The following is a 15,717-nucleotide window of genomic DNA, read 5'->3' as shown; positions in this document are numbered from 1 at the left end:
GGAATTTAAAAATACTGGATAGTTATTTCAAAATACCTGCCTCGCTAAAAGCAGAACTTGCAAAGAAGAGTCAGTACGCTTCTGTAATGCACGATATAAGTACTTACAAATGGAGTGCTGAATTCAAGATACCGCTGGATATTCTTAATATTAAACCGAGTGAGGTTGACAGCACCCGGTTCAATATAGGGGCAAGAAAAAGAAAAGATTGGATAGGGTGGGCATATACCATTGGTCCTATATGGAGACTTGAAGGTGGCGGTCAGATAAGGTTTATAAAATAACAAGTTTTCGTATGCACAAAAGATTTATGTAAATAAGTTCTTGAATAAGCGAGACGTGGTTTACTGAATCTTCACGTATAAAGGTATCATAAAGACCTTTACAGAGAAACTCTCATATTATTTTTATGTGCCAGAAATAAGAGGACCGATTGTTTGTATCTTACCCTCTCCTCTCAATAGAAGAGTTTTACCGAGCATTTACCTTTAAAACCTTCTACTTCTACTGTTGAGGTTCGGCTACAGTAATTACCCCCCTCTACCTTTACCGGTTGCCTGTTTTCAGGATGAGGTACCCGTATGAATACCTTTTTGGGCTTCTTTGTGCCTTTACATTCAAAGTAGGCAGATATAACATTATTCTCTTCAAGGTCTGAGACCGCTCCAAAAGATATCTTGTAAATCATAATTTAGCGAGATATAAACCAGCAGGAAGAGTTTGAGAAACTATAAGAGATATAAATAACTCAATCAAACAGCTCCCGGCATAGGAATTATTGACATCTTTTGTATCATAGACACAATCTTATCTGCTACCTGCGTAGCCTCCATTCCGGTAGTATCAACAACATGGGAATCTGGAAGTTTGACAAGAGGCGCAATGTCTCTTTCTTCGTCGTTTTTATCTCTCTGTCTTATATCTGTTTCTATACAGTTTATATCTCCTTCAATACCCATTTCTTTAAGTTGCTTATACCTTCTTATTGCTCTCTCTTTAATGCTTGCGTCAAGAAATATTTTTATCTGAGCATCAGGAAAAACTTTACTACCAATATCTCTACCCTCCATAACAATATTATGCTCTTTTCTCAATTCTCTTTGCAAACGCCATAAAATTTCTCTAATAGTAAGAATTGATGCTATATGATGAGTCAATTTACTTATCTCTTCCGTTCTTATAAAATCACTAATATCTTCACCGTTCAAAAAGATCCTGTTTTTCCCTTCAACAATCCGAAAACTCATTACAGCATTTTTTGACATATCAACAAGTCTATCAACATCAGTAAAAGGTATATTTTTTCTAATAGCATTAAAAGTTAAAGCTCTATACATTGCTCCCGTATCAACATACATAAACCCAAGTTTTTCAGCAAGAGCTTTTGCCACAGTACTTTTTCCTGAACCTGCTGGACCATCGATAGCAATAACTAAGTTTTTCATTATCCTTCCCTTATCTCTTTAGCTTTACTTTCCATTCTACTATCTATCTCTTTTGTAAACTTATCTGTTGCTTCCTGAACCTCGTCTATCCCTTTATATAACTCATCTTCGGAGATAGATTTACTCTTTTCAGATTTTTTTAGTTCATCGTTAGCTTTTCTTCTAATTTCTCTTATCTCAACTTTTGCTTCTTCGCCCATTTTATACAAAATTTTAACTATCTCCTCTCTCCTCTCTTGGCTAAGTGGAGGGATAGGTATCTTAATTACGCTCGAATCAGATATAGGATTAAGGCCTAAATTGCTACTCAATATAGCTTTATTAACATCATTGATAATACTTTTATCCCACGGTTGCACCACTATCAATTGAGGTTGCGGAATAGTAATAGTTGCCAACTGGCTTACAGGCATTTTTGCCCCAAAATACTCTACAACTATACTTTCAAGTAAAGACACTGACGCACGCCCAGCTCTTAATCCTCCTACTTCTTTATTAAAAAACTCTGCCGTACTCTCCATCTTCTTTTTTGCTTCAACTAAAATTTTATTTTTCATTGCAACCCTCCATATATGATATTATTTTAAACTGTCAGTATCTGATAGGATAGTATTTTTTCCTTTACCCATCAATACTTTTTGCAGGTTACCTTTTTCAAACAGATTAAAAACAATAACTGGAATATTGTTCTCCATACAGAGAGAAATCGCTGAACTATCCATTATTTTAAGCCTTTTCTGGAGAGCCTCTGAGTAAGTCAACCTATCATACCGTTTAGCATTAGGGTCAAGGAAAGGGTCCGCAGAATATATTCCGTCAACCTTGGTTGCTTTCAGAACCGCCTCTGCTCCCACTTCAACAGCTTTTAAGGCAGCAGCAGTATCTGTTGTAAAATAAGGGTTACCTGTACCTCCAACTAATATTATTATCCTACCTTTTTCAAGGTGCCTTATTGCTCTCCGTCTTATATACGGTTCGCAAAATTGTCGCATATCAAAAGAACTCTGGACCCTCGTTTCCAAGCCCAACTTCTCAAGAGTGTTCTGTAATGCAAGCCCGTTTATTACTGTAGCCAACATACCCATATAATCAGCGTTCACCTTATCAATAACAGACGCATCCCTTGAACTACCTCTATATATATTGCCTCCTCCAAGCACAACGCATATCTCACAATTCATACTCCATACTTCTTTTATTTCTTTAGATATAGATATCAACGCCTCCGAACCTATACCAAAACCGTTCTTACCAGCAAGAGCTTCCCCTGAAAGTTTTAAGATAAATCTTTTATAAATAGGTTTCATTTTTTCCTCATAAAAAGTATCTCTCTCTTATTAGTTTTAATCCCTCCCTGTAGTTTCTCATCAAGCAGACCAAACCCTTCTTCAGGAGTTTTTGGGAGGTTCAACATCTTCCACAACGTGTCCACAGAAGAAGGAATAAAAGGCGACATAAGAAGGAGAATGTTTCGAATACCGTAAATAGTACTATATAGTATTTTTTCTTTATCTACACACTCCTCTCTCCAAGGAGTGGTATTGTCGAGAAATTTGTTTAAATAAATCACCAACTTCCATACCTCTTCTATTGCTTCTGAAAAAGTTACCGACTCCATCTTTTCTCTATATTTAACATAAATTTGTTCTGTCAGTTCAACCAATTCCTTATAAGGAGATTCGTCGGGTATAATTCCAGAAGTTTTTGTATCTATAAGGTTTAGTGTCCTATTTATAAGGTTCCCTAAATCATTTACAAGGTCGCTGTTATACCGTTTTTTAAAGTTTTCAGCAGTATACTCGCCATCCAACCCAAACGGAACTTCCCTTAAAAGAAAATACCTAAAAGGGTCTACTCCATATTCTTTCATCAGAGGTTCAGGAGCAACAACGTTACCTTTAGATTTTGACATTTTAGTTTTCCCGAGAGTCCACCACCCGTGCGCAAAGATAGTTTTAGGTAAAGGAAGCCCTAAAGCCAAAAGCATACTTGGCCACATAATATTGTGAAACTTCATAATATCTTTACCTATAAGTTGAACATTGGCAGGCCAATACTTGTTAAATAGAGGTTCATCAGAAAGGTACCCTATCCCACTAAGATAATTGAGTAGAGCATCAAACCATACATAAATATTGTACCCTTCAGGGGTAGGCGAATCTATGCCCCAAGAAACGTTCTTTCTTGTTACGCTTATGCCCGGCTCCATACTGTTAAGCATATTAAGAACTTCGTTCCTTTTAAAACTCGGCTTAACAAAACCGTTATTTAAGATATGGTCTTCAAGTTGAGTTTTATATTTTGAAATATTTAGGTAGTATGTTGGCTCAACATTTTCTCTTACCTCTCTTTTACAACTTGGGCAAAGAATGGTGTCTGTTTCGTCGGGACTAACAAAATCTTCACAATGAACACAATAATACCCTTTATATTCACCTTTATACAAGTCACCTTTTTCAAGTAATTTAGCAAAAACTTTTTTCACCACTTCTTTATGTTGCGGCTCTGTTGTCCTTATAAAACGGGTGTACGAAATATTTAAATCTTTCCAAATACTTTTAAAAACTTCCGAATTGATATCAGCAAGTTGCGCTGGTGTCATATTACGTTTAATAGCTGCCTCGTACATCTTCTGACCGTGTTCATCGGTACCTGTAAGAAAAAAAACATTATGCCCTGAAAGTCTATGAAACCTTGCAAGAGCGTCTGCTGCAACAGTTGTATAGGTGTGCCCTATATGGGGCTTATCATTGACATAATAGAGTGGGGTTGTTACATAAAAATTCATTTTTTCCCTTCCTTTTGATAATAATCGTCTTCATATCCAAGACAACAAAGAAGCCGCCCACATTGTCCTGTTATTTTATTTATATCGAGAGGTAACTTCTGGTTCTTAACCATACGCATAGTTACAGATTCAAATTTGGTTAGAAAGGTCGAACAACAAAGAGAACGCCCACATATCCCATAACCACCTTTAATTTTAGCTTCATCTCTAAGCCCTATCTGGCGCATCTCTATACGACAATTAAATATCTTTGCCAACTCTTTCACAAGATTTCTAAAATCGACCCTTTCTTCAGCCCAATAGTAGAAGGTAACCCTTGTTCTATCATAAGAATATTCAGCATCAACAAGTTTCATAGGTAGGTTAGAACTTCTAACTTTTTCTCTGCATATAGCAAGATTTTCAGTCTTCCTTCTCATATTCTCTTCTATCGTCAGAAGATCTTCTTCTGTAACTTTTCTTACAACCCTACCCGCAATATTTAGTTTTAAAAAAGGTTTTGTTTCTGTAATTTTCCAAATTTTACCATAATCTATGGCACCCTGTGACATCTCTACTATACATAAATCACCTTTTTGAAGAGAAAGTTCCTTAGGGAGTTTAAAATGTTGCATCTTATCTGGTTTTCTTATCTCTATTTCTGCGATTCTATCCATCTTATATAAACGGCGTTGATATGCGCCTCCTCTACAGTTGCTGCATTTAATTTGGTACTATCTTGGTAATATTTAGCAGCTTTACTTCTATTGTTATTATTTAAATAAAAAACAGCCATTTCAAGGTTATACTGTTTTTTTGCAGGGTAATTCTCTAAAACTTTCAGATACCACATCTCTGCTACGTCAATATACCCCAGTTGTTGATGAAGTATAGCCATCTTTCTATAAACCCTCGACGAATAAGGATTTAACGAGATTGCTTTCAAATAAAAAGTCTTCGCATCCTCAAAAGATTCTTTCTTGCCTGAAAGAGTTTCACTTGAATAAATATCGCCTTTCTTCTCATAAACTTCAAAGTTTTTAGGGTAAAGTTTTATAGCCTTATCTATATAAAAAACCCGACTATTACTTGATTTAGATTCATTATAGTGAACTATATTCTTTTCTGAAAAGGTATATCTTAAGTAATTACAACCTGTTAAAAATACTGTGATTATAATAAGATAATTTACTGTTTTTGTCAACCTTCGATCAATAGTAACTGGCTTAATTTCAGCCGACATTACAATTATACCGCCAGATATAAAGAATAGAACAGCTACAGCTGGGTTAATAAAGTTAAAGTCCAGAAGGTTATGCAAAAAAAACGCCAAAAACGAGAACCCAGCACCATAAAGAAGTAATTCAGATTTACGTCTTTTAAAAGAAATAAATATAAACTTAATAAAAAAAGAGAATAACAAGAGCACTCCAACAATACCAGTCTCTGAAAGCGTTTCAAAAAATATAGAATGTGCATGTTTAGCTTCCATACTTTCAGGACGTTTAAACCTTGTATAATTGTGCATATAATTACCAGGACCAGCACCTAAAACGGGTTTTTCACGAAAAATCTGTACAGCAGCCTGCCAATAACCCAACCTATCGTCAAAAGACGCTGTTTTAGGCAATTTACCTGTAGCGTATATTGCAACCAGTACCAGTATTTGTAATAATAGGCACGAAATAATAGTTACCTTAAAAAATTTACTGTTTCTAAAAAATATAAACAGTAACATTAAAATTGCAACAAAGACACATATAAGTATGCCACCCAAAGAACCTGTAAGAATAAGATTGACTAAAGAGGTAATAAGAACAGATATTGCAAGAATTTTTACCAGTTCAGTGTTTTCCGAGATATACATAAAAAGAGAGGTAGGTATTAAAAACAACAGGAACGACGCATAAACGTTTGGGTAAGTAAAAGTTGCAAAAATTCTTTTACTTTCAAGTCTTTCCAAAAAAGTTGGCGGTAAGTTTTTTAAAAACTCAGGATTGGAAAAAACCATCTTCCTTGTTTCTTCTAATCCCCAAAAATATTGGTATAGACCATATAAGGTTATTAAAAAAGCGCTAACAAGCAATACCAAGTTGAGTGTCTTTACATCAGTTTTTTTAAGGTTATGTATTATAAGAGAGAATATAGATATATAAGCCAGAATCTGTGCATTGTAGAGTATACCATTGTTTTTAACTGGAGCAACATTTGAAGAGATGACAGAAAAAAGAAAAAAAAGGAAAATTAGTACCTCTTCTTTATAAAAAAGATTCTTATCTTTTCTAAATATTAGTTGTACTATAAGAAGTAAGAAGAAATAGATATTCCAGAAAAAATTAAAATATGTATAACTTAATCCATCAAAGAAAAACCTTAGAAAAAGAAATATTCCAACACTAACAAGGGTTACAAACCTTAACGGACTATTTTCTTCTTTCTCTTTTGCCTGAAGAAACCTCTTCTTTTTTTTCATTAAACAACCCTGTAATATCTTTGATATTTTTATAATTATGTTTTGAAAGGTAATCTTTCACGGTATCATATATCTCCATAGGTAACCCTGGATTAGAAAAGAAACCGCTACCAACACCTACTGCACTTGCCCCTAAAAGTAGATACTCAAGAGCATCCTTTCCGTTCTCTATACCACCAATACCTATTATGGGTATTGTAACTTTTTTGAAAACATCATATACAGATTTCAACCCTATAGGTTTTATCGGGGGCCCTGATAACCCTCCTTCAATAATCCTTCTTCCTTCTATATCAACAGCTAAACCTTTTACTGTATTGATTAAACTTAAAGCGTCGGCACCTGCATCTTGTGCAGATACAGCCACTTTAGAAATATCTGTTACATTAGGAGAAAGTTTAACAATTAACAGAATATCTTTACATACTGCCTTTACGTCTTTCACAAGATTATATGTTCTCTTTTCAGATTGAGACACCATAAGCCTATCCCTGTGAACATTAGGACAAGATAAATTTATTTCAATAGCCTGGACACCTGCTTCAACAAGAGGATTAACAATACCAAGCACCTCTTTAGAGTTTTGCCCTGAAACACTGATTATAGTTTTAAGCCCCCTTTTTTTTATTTCCAAAAGATGTTCAGAGAGGAACCCATTTATACCTGGGTTTTGTAACCCTATAGAATTTAACATACCGCTACCAACCTCCCAGATTCTTGGTTGCGGGTTACCTTCACGAGGCTTAAGAGTAATAGTTTTTGTAACAATTGCGCCTATCTTTTTATAATCAAGGTAACCAATCTTTATCTCCCCGTAACTAAAAATACCGCTCATCATAAAAACAGGAGATTCAAAAGTCATATTACCTATCTTCAAATTAAGCATTACTCTCCCTCCCATACAACTTCCTCTGCGCTAAAAACAGGACCATCTTTACAGACTTTCTTATACTCCCACCCTTTTTTGGTCTTTATTTTAGTAACACAACCACCACACAAACCTGTCCCACAAGCCATCCTGTTTTCAAGAGATACAAAAGCAGGGATTTTATAAAGTGTTGATATTTTTGAAACTTCTTTCAAAAGCCCGTAAGGTCCTCCTGAATATAAAACATCAGGCAAAAACCCTTCTTTTATATGTTTGAGTACCGATTTATGTATAAACCCTTCTTCCCCGTAACTTCCGTCTTCTGTACTAAAAACAAAATCTATCCCAGAAGGAAGCGCTTTAAACATAATATTTTCTATATTTCTTGCTCCATAGAAAAAGATGGTTTCTACCCCTTTTGTTACAAGTGTTTGAGCCAGAAAAAATAGTGGTGCAGCCCCTGTACCACCAGCCACAATAAAAGCGTGTTTCCATTCTTTCTTATAAGGAAAAGGTGTCCCTAAAGGTCCAACAGCATTAAGAACAGTTCCTTTTTTTACCTCACTTAACACATTTGAACCTTCCCCTACCACCCTAAATAGGATTTTTATCCTTTCATTATCACTGCCAGCAATAGAAAAAGGTCTACGCAAAAAGAATGGCTCAATCTTAAGGTGTATAAACTGCCCCGGTAACACCTTTTTGGTAAAAGAATTTTCCATTTCCAACAGATAATGTTGAGCTGAAAGTTCTTTAATATCGAGAACTTTTAAGTTTTTGGTTTCCATACATATATATTAACATACCAACGCTCTAAAACAAAAACTAACCTGAAGGTCCAACATTTGCAAAGACACAAAGACGGAATGGGGGGCTGTTAACAAAAGGTTCAAGCCTTTTGTTCCCCTACTCGCCCATTTTATGCCTAAACGCCCAATTTTACCATCTTGAACTTGTTTCAGAATCTCTAATGTAACCCACGTTGATAGTTGGCACAACGTAAAAAACGAGATTCCGGATCAAGTCCGGAATGACATAAAGGGGGCAACCTCATCCCATTAAACTCTCTGCAACCCCTTGGGGACTTACTACTCCAAACACTCCAAGGGGAGAAGGCAAAGAGGGTGCATTCCTTTTCCGCCTACGGCGAGATTGCCACGCTAAGAGACGCTCGCAAAGACGGAATGGGGGGCTGTTAACAAAAGGTTCAAGCCTTTTGTTCTTCTACTCTGAGCCTGTTAAGCCCTTCGGAGACGCTCTTTGTGCAGAAGGGTGAGTTCTCAGAGTGCCCGATTGTGGCGTAGAAGATGTATGCACCGTAGTACCAGAGTGAGTAGACACTACATACTTTTTTCCTCTTATTTTTCTTAGCGAAGGTCTTTACTTTTGATTTTATATGTAGAAAAAAGTAAAATAAACGTATGAAAAAATATATCTTAAAACGGTTTTTACAGTTTATACCATTAGTTCTTGGAATGACTTTTATATCGTTTCTTATTATACAACTTGCTCCCGGAGACTATTTCACCCAACTTAGTATGAACCCTGAAATATCTCCTCAAACAATAGAATCTATGAGAGTAGAGTTTGGGTTAGACAAACCGGTTGTTATACAGTATTTATACTGGTTAAAAAATATAGCCACTTTAAATATGGGCGAATCATTCTCTTACCACGTCCCTGTCTCTTTTCTTATAAAACAGAAACTTAAAAACACTCTCTCTTTATCTCTCTTTTCTATATTCTTTACCTGGGCATTAGCAATCCCGCTTGGTATTTTTGCTGCCATAAAGGAAGGTAGATGGCAAGAAAAACTCCTATCTTTTTTTGCATATATTGGGCTATCAATCCCTTCGTTTCTTATAGCGATGCTTTTGGTCTTTTTTGTTGCAAAAACAAATGTTTTACCCATAGGAGGCACAACAAGCGTTTTTAGTATAAACTCAACAGGATGGGAAAAGTTTATTGATTACACAAAACACCTTCTTTTGCCTGGTATTGCGTTAACACTTTCTGGGGTCGGTTCTCTCTTCCGTCTTATGAAAAACAACTTTCTGGAAACATTGGGAAGCCCCTATATTACAACAGCAAGAGCAAAGGGGCTCAGTTATTCAAGTGTATACTTTAAACATACCTTAAGAAACTCAATAAACCCTATGATAACCATATTTGGTTACACGTTATCTTCTATATTAAGTGGTGCTGCCCTTGTAGAAATAGTAACAAACTGGCCTGGTATGGGAAGACTCATTCTTGATGCAGTCCTCTCACAAGACCTTTATCTTGTTATGGCTTCTCTTTTAATTGGTGGTATTCTGCTTATTGTAGGAAACCTTATATCAGACATACTTATAGCAACCACCGACCCGAGAGTCAGACTTAGATAATGCTTTACATAGACATTATAAACATTTTAAGGATAAAAAAGTACTAATGAAAACTTTCTTAAGAAGACTTAAACAAGCCAACAGAATCTCTTATATTTCTTTATGGATTCTTGGATTCCTTTATCTTTTAGCAATATTGGCTGATTCTATAGCACCTTACCCATACGAACTCCAGAATAGAGAATACTCTCTCGCACCACCAACAAAAATACATATACTTAAAGACAAGAAACTACATAGACCTTTCGTTTACGGCATAAAAGTTGTTAATCCTGCCTTTAAAGAATATTCTCAGGACATATCAAAAGTATACCCTATAAAATTTTTCACAAAAGGACCCAAAAGAAAGATACTGGGATTTTTCACTTCTCAAAGATACCTATTTAAAGCAGAAGGCGGGCAACTTTTTCTTTTTGGCACAGACCTTCACGGTAGAGATATTTTTTCAAGAATATTATACGGCTCAAGAGTATCTTTATCTATTGGCATAATAGGAGTAAGCATCTCTTTTGTTCTTGGACTTCTAATTGGTGGGATATCTGGCTATTTTGGCGGGAAAACAGACGCTATCTTAATGCGGGTTGTAGAAATAATAATGATGTTTCCTTTCTTCTACCTTATGCTTGCGTTAAGGGCTGCCTTTCCACCAAACCTTTCTTCAATTCAGGTATATTTTCTTATAGTAATAATATTAAGTCTTATTGGTTGGGCATCTCTTGCAAGAATCATAAGGGGGATGGTGCTTTCTATAAAAGAAGAAGAGTATATACTTGCAGCAAAATCTCTTGGAATATCAAATATTAGAATCATAACCCGACATATCCTACCAAACACCTTATCATATACCATAACAGCGCTTACCTTATCAATACCAGGATATATACTGGGAGAATCAGCCCTTAGTCTGCTTGGGCTTGGGATACAAGAACCTCACGCAAGTTGGGGCAATATGTTGTCTGTAACCATAGGTAACCTTAGGATATTAACAGGCGCTCCTTGGATGTTGATACCTGGATTTTTTATCTTTATAACGGTCATTTCTTTCAACTTTCTTGGTGATGGTATAAGGAATGCAATGGACCCAAAAAATTGGTAATTAAATATGAACAGAACCCTTAAAATTGACGGTTTAGAAGTTTCTTTAAAGAAAGAAAATAAAAGAGTAGTTATACTAAGAGAAATAAATCTATCTATTGGTAAAAACGAATCTTTTGCACTTGCAGGAGAAAGCGGTAGCGGTAAAAGTATGACCGCAATGTCTATTATGCAACTTTTACCTAAAAATATTTCTGCAACTAAAGGAGAAATTTGTCTTTTAGGTAAAAACGTTCTAAGTATGAACGAAAAAGAACTTCAGAATATAAGAGGAACAGATGTTGGTATGATATTTCAAGAACCTTCCTCCTACCTTAACCCACTTTTTACTGTAGGAGCACAGATTGAAGAAGCAATTAAAGATAAAACAATATCTAAAAGAGATAGAGTTATGGAGATACTGGAAGAAGTAGAACTAAAAAATAGTGTCTACTACCAATACCCACACCAGTTAAGCGGAGGTATGCAACAACGTATAATGATAGCCATATCTTTGGTAAATAGCCCTGCCCTACTTATTGCAGATGAGCCAACTACCGCACTTGATGTAACAACAGCCTACGGAATAATAGAACTTATTAAAAAGATGATGGCAACACACGGGCTTTCGGTAATGTTTATTACTCACGATATTTCTTTAGCAGCTTCTTTTGTAAAAAGAATTGGAATTATGTACGCTGGACGGCTAATAGAAATATCTGATGCTCAAAATATTCTATCTAAACCTTTACATCCATACACAGAAAAACTTGTTGGATGTCTACCTGAAAGATATACACCGGGAGATAAAATCAAGACAATCGAAGGAACCGTCCCCAATTTTCACAACCTTCCTACTGGTTGCCCTTTTCACCCAAGGTGTATATATAAAAAAAATATTTGCACTATAAAAGAACCCACAGAAACAATTATAGAAGGAACAGTAGTGAGGTGTTTCAGATATGAAAACTCTTATAAAAACAGTTAACTTAAACAAGGTATATACAGTTAAAACTAATACTGGGCTAAAAAGTTTTTCTGCTATAAAAGATATCAACCTTGAGATATATAAAGGAGAAACCTTTGGAGTGATAGGAGAAAGCGGTAGCGGTAAAACTACTTTAGGAAAAACTATCATAAGATTAGTAGAACCTACAAACGGGAAAATCTTTTACAAAAACATTGATATCTCTGCATTAAATGAACGTAGCCTAAGAAGATTGCGAAGTTCTTTTCAGGTTGTGTTTCAGGACCCGTACAAATCTCTTAACCCAAGATTGTCTATTGGTAACGCTATATCAGAAGGGATGCCAACCAGTTTAAATGTAAAAGAGAAGTTTGAAAAGACAAGAGAACTTCTTGAGGTTGTAGGGATAGATAGTAAAAAATTTGATAATTTTCCACACCAGTTTAGCGGGGGTGAAAGACAAAGGATTGCAATTGCAAGAGCTTTATCAACCAATCCAGAGTTTTTAATATGTGATGAGCCAACCTCCAATTTAGATTTATCTATACAAGCAAAAATTCTTAATCTTTTAATTGACTTGAAAGAAAAACTTAACCTAACCTACCTTTTTATATCTCACAACTTGCAAATAATAAGGTTTTTATCTGACAGAATATCCGTAATGTACAAAGGAGAAATCATAGAAGAAGGCAAAACCTCCGATATTATATCAGCACCTCAACATCCATACACAAAAACTCTTCTACAAAGAATGTAGTGGCACCAAACCATATTAAGGTAGTCCTTCGAGCAAGATCTTCCTATAACTTCTATCAGCAACCCAGATATCATCAACGTCGTTATTTGCTAACCCGCAATGTACAAGGTGTGTTTCTCTAAAACTCTCTTTTGTCATAGACTCAACATGCCCATCAAGAAATAGAACATTGGCGTGGTTACCGTGCCTAAAATGGACAAACCCGTCTGTATTTTCTCTTCTATCGCATAAATAATACTGGCAACGGTGCCTCGCATCGCTTGGTGCATATTGTAGAGCAACTGAATCTACCAAAAACCAGAAACGGTTAGGTTGAGCTTGTGAGTAACGTTTTGTATTCACATACCAATTATCATACTGAAAAGCAGTACCTGTATCAAAGTAAACATAGGAATATCTTACCCCATACACACTACGTTGGTCATTATGAGGGTCACCATCTGGAGAGTATGGTTTTTCTGAAGGGCAGCACCTCAATTCTCTCGGTATAAAACTGTTCATTGTTGTATTATGTAACCTTGGGTAGAACCAACCATCCCAGTTTTCAGCATATAAATAGAAATGAGTTCCCAACTGTTTAAGGTTGTTTATACATACAGATGATTTTGCTCTTGCTCTTGCTTTACTCAAAGCAGGTAACAACATCCCTGCCAAAATTGCTATAATTGCTATAACCACAAGTAGTTCAATAAGAGTAAAGCCTGATTTGATTCTTTTCATTATTCTTACCTCCTTTACTACTGCTGTTTGTTTTCTATTCACCAGCGTGTCATCCTGAACTTGTTTCAGGATCATATCCTTTACCTTTACCTTTGTTTTTTTTTAGTCTGCTAACAGCCTCTCCATCTACGCTAAAATGCAAGCTTCGGCGGATAAACCTCATCTCATTAACCTCTCTGCAAACACCTGAGGATTACTTCGCAAACCTCGGAGGATTGCTTCATATTCACTTGCAAAAACGAGATTCCGGATCAAGTCCGGAATGACATAAAGGGGGAGTCTAATTTTTTATCATTACGCCTTTCATTTCCCCCGCCTGCCAACAGCCCCCTCGCCTTTGGCGAGCGCTTATCTCGATTACCTCCGAGGGGATTGTACCAACCTTGATTGCAAACCTCGAAGGCTTGTCCCGACAGTATTTGTGAGAGGAATTGCCACGCTAATAATTGCTCGTAAAAACGAAATGAAGGGGGAGTTTCATTCAGTCCAATATTTGTTAGAAAGTAACCTTGGTCTATGTTGGTACGCTACATTAGGGTTAAGCGAACTATCTACAACAGTATTAGGAACTCCAGTTTTATTAACCCAACTATTGCTTGTTGCACCACCTCCTACCCAACGAGTCGGGTCTCTAAGTGTTGCTATCCATTTTACTCTACCATCAACATATAAAGCATTTATTCCTTCCACACCGTGGTTCGCAAGATGCCTATAAAGTCGCCACGTATGCGGATAGGTACCTTTTGGGTCGTCTGTCATAATAGCGGTATCAGGGTGTGTTTGGAGATTTAAACCGAGAGCGTAGGTATATGAACAACTTGATACTTTATTATCACGGGCAATAGCCATACTTGTTGCAGCAGTTGCTCTATAAAGAGCACCACGCCTATTTTCGTAAGGTTTATCATCACCATTGCCAGGACATATAAAAAGATTGTAGTCTGTTACATATTGGGCTGTCTCAAACGCAGAACTTGAAGGGTCAATCTGCCCTGTAAGTAAAGCAAGAGAAACATTTGGTTTAGAAGAGATATGACCAGTAGAATAACTGGTATGTCCACTCCATTGCGCTTCATCATCAAAATCGTGGTAAGGGAAATATCCGTCCCAATCATTGGCATAAATTAGAAGTACCAACCCTAATTGCTTCAAATTATTCATACAGGCTACTTTTCTTGCGTTTGCTCTTGCTCTTTCCAAAGCAGGAAGTAACATTGAAGCTAAAATAGCTATAATTGCTATAACAACAAGCAGTTCAATGAGAGTAAAACCTAATCTACTATTTTTTTTCATTATTCTCACCTCCCTTTTCACTTAAAATCTTTTATATAGGATACTATTTATGAATATTAGCCTATTATTCAAGTGCTCTGTTTCAACAGAGAAATATTTGTTGCACTATAAAAAATTAGGGTACCTCTTTATATATTAAACCTTCTTACAAGTCATTTGTCAAGTATTCTTAACTCGTTTCACATACGAAAGTTTAATAAGCAACTTGGTAGAATGGAATAGGGTTGCGTATATGAGGGATTTGAGCATTAATAGTAACGAGGTAAAATAGATTTAAAGTTTTTATTTATTATTTTCAGAACCAGATGGATAAGAGGCTTCAACTATAGAGTAGATTCCGCCTCTCGGTCGAAACTCCCCTTTTACTTTTGCCCAACGAGGTTTTGAGGCGGTAACTATATCTTTAAGGATTCTATTAATAGCGTTCTCATAAAATATCCCCAAATTTCTGTACGCTTGAATATATATTTTAAAGGATTTTAACTCAATTACAGATTTATCAGGTTCATATTCGAGGGTAAGGGTACCATAATCAGGTTGACCAGTCTTTGGGCATACAGATGTATACTCAGGTATAACTATAAATATCTTGTAATGTTTAAATTGATTCTCAAAACACTCAATTGAAGGCAATGCATCTTTTAGCCCTCTCTTTTCAGCTCTATTACCTTCCGTATTCATTATAAGTTATGTAGAAATGGTTAAAATGACCAGTAAAAGATTCGTCTTGCTTTTCAATATTTGAGATATAACTACCCAATTTTCCTTTGGAGATAGATAAAAGAAAGTCATCAATATTATTTGCATCTCCTTCTGCTATTATTTCAACTCTACCATCAGAAAGGTTTTTAACCCATCCAAAAATATTTGATTTAATAGCTTTCTCTCGGGTGTAGTACCTAAAACCTACCCCTTGAACTGCACCAGTTACAAACAAATGGATTCTTTTCATATTAAAAAACCTAA

General features: G+C 35.9%; 18 protein-coding genes and 1 pseudogene. 5 read left to right on the top strand and 14 right to left on the bottom strand.

The genetic code is table 11. The features are described from left to right. Positions 1-284 (top strand): hypothetical protein (locus M0P98_05820; GenBank protein MCK9266380.1); only part of this gene is annotated, 284 nt, incomplete at its 5' end. A 173-nt stretch (positions 285-457) separates the two neighbouring features. Here M0P98_05820 and M0P98_05815 read toward each other — a convergent pair. From M0P98_05815 to M0P98_05775, 9 genes are all read right to left on the bottom strand, one after another. After that, complete coding sequence (locus M0P98_05815) at positions 458-688, bottom strand: hypothetical protein (protein ID MCK9266379.1); 231 nt, start codon at positions 686-688, stop codon at positions 458-460. A gap of 64 nt (positions 689-752) precedes the next feature. After that, on the bottom strand, positions 753-1,445 hold the full coding sequence (gene cmk / locus M0P98_05810; protein MCK9266378.1) for a (d)CMP kinase: 693 nt from the start codon (positions 1,443-1,445) through the stop codon (positions 753-755). Further along, complete coding sequence (gene frr, locus M0P98_05805; GenBank protein MCK9266377.1) at positions 1,445-2,002, bottom strand: ribosome recycling factor; 558 nt, start codon at positions 2,000-2,002, stop codon at positions 1,445-1,447. Before frr ends, cmk begins: the two co-directional genes overlap by 1 nt. 21 nt (positions 2,003-2,023) lie before the next feature. Further along, positions 2,024-2,752 carry a UMP kinase gene (gene pyrH / locus M0P98_05800; GenBank protein ID MCK9266376.1) on the bottom strand — a complete coding sequence of 243 codons (729 nt, stop codon included), beginning with the start codon at positions 2,750-2,752 and terminating at the stop codon, positions 2,024-2,026. Beyond that, positions 2,749-4,233, bottom strand: coding sequence for a class I tRNA ligase family protein (locus M0P98_05795; GenBank protein MCK9266375.1), 1,485 nt, complete (start codon positions 4,231-4,233; stop codon positions 2,749-2,751). Before M0P98_05795 ends, pyrH begins: the two co-directional genes overlap by 4 nt. Beyond that, positions 4,230-4,889 carry a stage 0 sporulation protein gene (locus tag M0P98_05790; GenBank protein MCK9266374.1) on the bottom strand — a complete coding sequence of 220 codons (660 nt, stop codon included), beginning with the start codon at positions 4,887-4,889 and terminating at the stop codon, positions 4,230-4,232. Before M0P98_05790 ends, M0P98_05795 begins: the two co-directional genes overlap by 4 nt. Then, on the bottom strand, positions 4,868-6,685 hold the full coding sequence (locus M0P98_05785; GenBank protein ID MCK9266373.1) for an O-antigen ligase family protein: 1,818 nt from the start codon (positions 6,683-6,685) through the stop codon (positions 4,868-4,870). The genes M0P98_05790 and M0P98_05785 overlap by 22 nt, the downstream gene beginning before the upstream one ends. Beyond that, positions 6,636-7,571: a dihydroorotate dehydrogenase gene (locus tag M0P98_05780; GenBank protein ID MCK9266372.1), complete on the bottom strand. Its 936-nt coding sequence runs from the start codon at positions 7,569-7,571 to the stop codon at positions 6,636-6,638. The genes M0P98_05785 and M0P98_05780 overlap by 50 nt, the downstream gene beginning before the upstream one ends. Continuing rightward, positions 7,571-8,341 carry a dihydroorotate dehydrogenase electron transfer subunit gene (locus M0P98_05775; protein ID MCK9266371.1) on the bottom strand — a complete coding sequence of 257 codons (771 nt, stop codon included), beginning with the start codon at positions 8,339-8,341 and terminating at the stop codon, positions 7,571-7,573. The genes M0P98_05780 and M0P98_05775 overlap by 1 nt, the downstream gene beginning before the upstream one ends. Before the next feature lie 633 nt (positions 8,342-8,974). Here M0P98_05775 and M0P98_05770 point away from each other — a divergent pair. The 4 genes from M0P98_05770 to M0P98_05755 are packed head-to-tail and all read left to right on the top strand — an operon-like array spanning position 8,975 to position 12,738. Beyond that, positions 8,975-9,940: an ABC transporter permease gene (locus tag M0P98_05770; protein ID MCK9266370.1), complete on the top strand. Its 966-nt coding sequence runs from the start codon at positions 8,975-8,977 to the stop codon at positions 9,938-9,940. 46 nt (positions 9,941-9,986) lie between these two features. After that, positions 9,987-11,036, top strand: a complete 1,050-nt coding sequence (locus M0P98_05765; GenBank protein MCK9266369.1) for an ABC transporter permease — start codon at positions 9,987-9,989, stop codon at positions 11,034-11,036. A 6-nt stretch (positions 11,037-11,042) separates the two neighbouring features. Then, on the top strand, positions 11,043-12,002 hold the full coding sequence (locus tag M0P98_05760; protein ID MCK9266368.1) for an ABC transporter ATP-binding protein: 960 nt from the start codon (positions 11,043-11,045) through the stop codon (positions 12,000-12,002). Further along, the gene (locus M0P98_05755; GenBank protein ID MCK9266367.1) at positions 11,977-12,738 is read left to right on the top strand and encodes an ATP-binding cassette domain-containing protein; all 762 of its coding nucleotides are present in this window, start codon (positions 11,977-11,979) and stop codon (positions 12,736-12,738) included. Before M0P98_05760 ends, M0P98_05755 begins: the two co-directional genes overlap by 26 nt. Positions 12,739-12,753: 15 nt before the next feature. Here the strand turns inward: M0P98_05755 and M0P98_05750 are convergent, their stop codons facing one another. The 5 genes and pseudogenes from M0P98_05750 to M0P98_05730 all read right to left on the bottom strand — a co-directional run bounded on the left by M0P98_05750 (position 12,754) and on the right by M0P98_05730 (position 15,703). After that, positions 12,754-13,239, bottom strand: a complete 486-nt coding sequence (locus M0P98_05750) for a hypothetical protein (protein ID MCK9266366.1) — start codon at positions 13,237-13,239, stop codon at positions 12,754-12,756. Positions 13,240-13,368: 129 nt separating this feature from the next. Further along, a pseudogene (locus tag M0P98_05745) lies at positions 13,369-13,458 on the bottom strand (prepilin-type N-terminal cleavage/methylation domain-containing protein). A 477-nt stretch (positions 13,459-13,935) separates the two neighbouring features. Further along, complete coding sequence (locus M0P98_05740; GenBank protein ID MCK9266365.1) at positions 13,936-14,751, bottom strand: type II secretion system GspH family protein; 816 nt, start codon at positions 14,749-14,751, stop codon at positions 13,936-13,938. A 282-nt stretch (positions 14,752-15,033) separates the two neighbouring features. Further along, positions 15,034-15,432, bottom strand: a complete 399-nt coding sequence (gene queF, locus M0P98_05735; GenBank protein MCK9266364.1) for a preQ(1) synthase — start codon at positions 15,430-15,432, stop codon at positions 15,034-15,036. Continuing rightward, positions 15,416-15,703, bottom strand: coding sequence for an acylphosphatase (locus M0P98_05730; protein ID MCK9266363.1), 288 nt, complete (start codon positions 15,701-15,703; stop codon positions 15,416-15,418). The genes queF and M0P98_05730 overlap by 17 nt, the downstream gene beginning before the upstream one ends. Positions 15,704-15,717: the final 14 nt, after the last annotated feature.

Source organism: bacterium (assembly GCA_023230585.1).
Classification (GTDB): Bacteria; Ratteibacteria; UBA8468; order B48-G9; family JAFGKM01; genus JALNXB01.
Note: the sequence above shows the minus strand (reverse complement) of the source record. Positions and strands in the feature narration are given on the sequence as shown.

What these genes read in the sequence shown, in the direction of transcription:
- M0P98_05795 (MCK9266375.1), bottom strand. Translation starts at nt 4,233, where the DNA reads ATGAATTTTTATGTAACAACCCCACTCTATTATGTCAATGATAAGCCC.
- queF (MCK9266364.1), bottom strand. Translation starts at nt 15,432, where the DNA reads ATGAATACGGAAGGTAATAGAGCTGAAAAGAGAGGGCTAAAAGATGCA.
- M0P98_05765 (MCK9266369.1), top strand. Translation starts at nt 9,987, where the DNA reads ATGAAAACTTTCTTAAGAAGACTTAAACAAGCCAACAGAATCTCTTAT.
- M0P98_05770 (MCK9266370.1), top strand. Translation starts at nt 8,975, where the DNA reads ATGAAAAAATATATCTTAAAACGGTTTTTACAGTTTATACCATTAGTT.
- M0P98_05760 (MCK9266368.1), top strand. Translation starts at nt 11,043, where the DNA reads ATGAACAGAACCCTTAAAATTGACGGTTTAGAAGTTTCTTTAAAGAAA.
- M0P98_05785 (MCK9266373.1), bottom strand. Translation starts at nt 6,685, where the DNA reads ATGAAAAAAAAGAAGAGGTTTCTTCAGGCAAAAGAGAAAGAAGAAAAT.
- M0P98_05730 (MCK9266363.1), bottom strand. Translation starts at nt 15,703, where the DNA reads ATGAAAAGAATCCATTTGTTTGTAACTGGTGCAGTTCAAGGGGTAGGT.
- cmk (MCK9266378.1), bottom strand. Translation starts at nt 1,445, where the DNA reads ATGAAAAACTTAGTTATTGCTATCGATGGTCCAGCAGGTTCAGGAAAA.
- M0P98_05780 (MCK9266372.1), bottom strand. Translation starts at nt 7,571, where the DNA reads ATGCTTAATTTGAAGATAGGTAATATGACTTTTGAATCTCCTGTTTTT.
- M0P98_05755 (MCK9266367.1), top strand. Translation starts at nt 11,977, where the DNA reads ATGAAAACTCTTATAAAAACAGTTAACTTAAACAAGGTATATACAGTT.
- M0P98_05815 (MCK9266379.1), bottom strand. Translation starts at nt 688, where the DNA reads ATGATTTACAAGATATCTTTTGGAGCGGTCTCAGACCTTGAAGAGAAT.
- frr (MCK9266377.1), bottom strand. Translation starts at nt 2,002, where the DNA reads ATGAAAAATAAAATTTTAGTTGAAGCAAAAAAGAAGATGGAGAGTACG.
- M0P98_05750 (MCK9266366.1), bottom strand. Translation starts at nt 13,239, where the DNA reads ATGAACAGTTTTATACCGAGAGAATTGAGGTGCTGCCCTTCAGAAAAA.
- M0P98_05790 (MCK9266374.1), bottom strand. Translation starts at nt 4,889, where the DNA reads ATGGATAGAATCGCAGAAATAGAGATAAGAAAACCAGATAAGATGCAA.
- pyrH (MCK9266376.1), bottom strand. Translation starts at nt 2,752, where the DNA reads ATGAAACCTATTTATAAAAGATTTATCTTAAAACTTTCAGGGGAAGCT.
- M0P98_05740 (MCK9266365.1), bottom strand. Translation starts at nt 14,751, where the DNA reads ATGAAAAAAAATAGTAGATTAGGTTTTACTCTCATTGAACTGCTTGTT.
- M0P98_05775 (MCK9266371.1), bottom strand. Translation starts at nt 8,341, where the DNA reads ATGGAAACCAAAAACTTAAAAGTTCTCGATATTAAAGAACTTTCAGCT.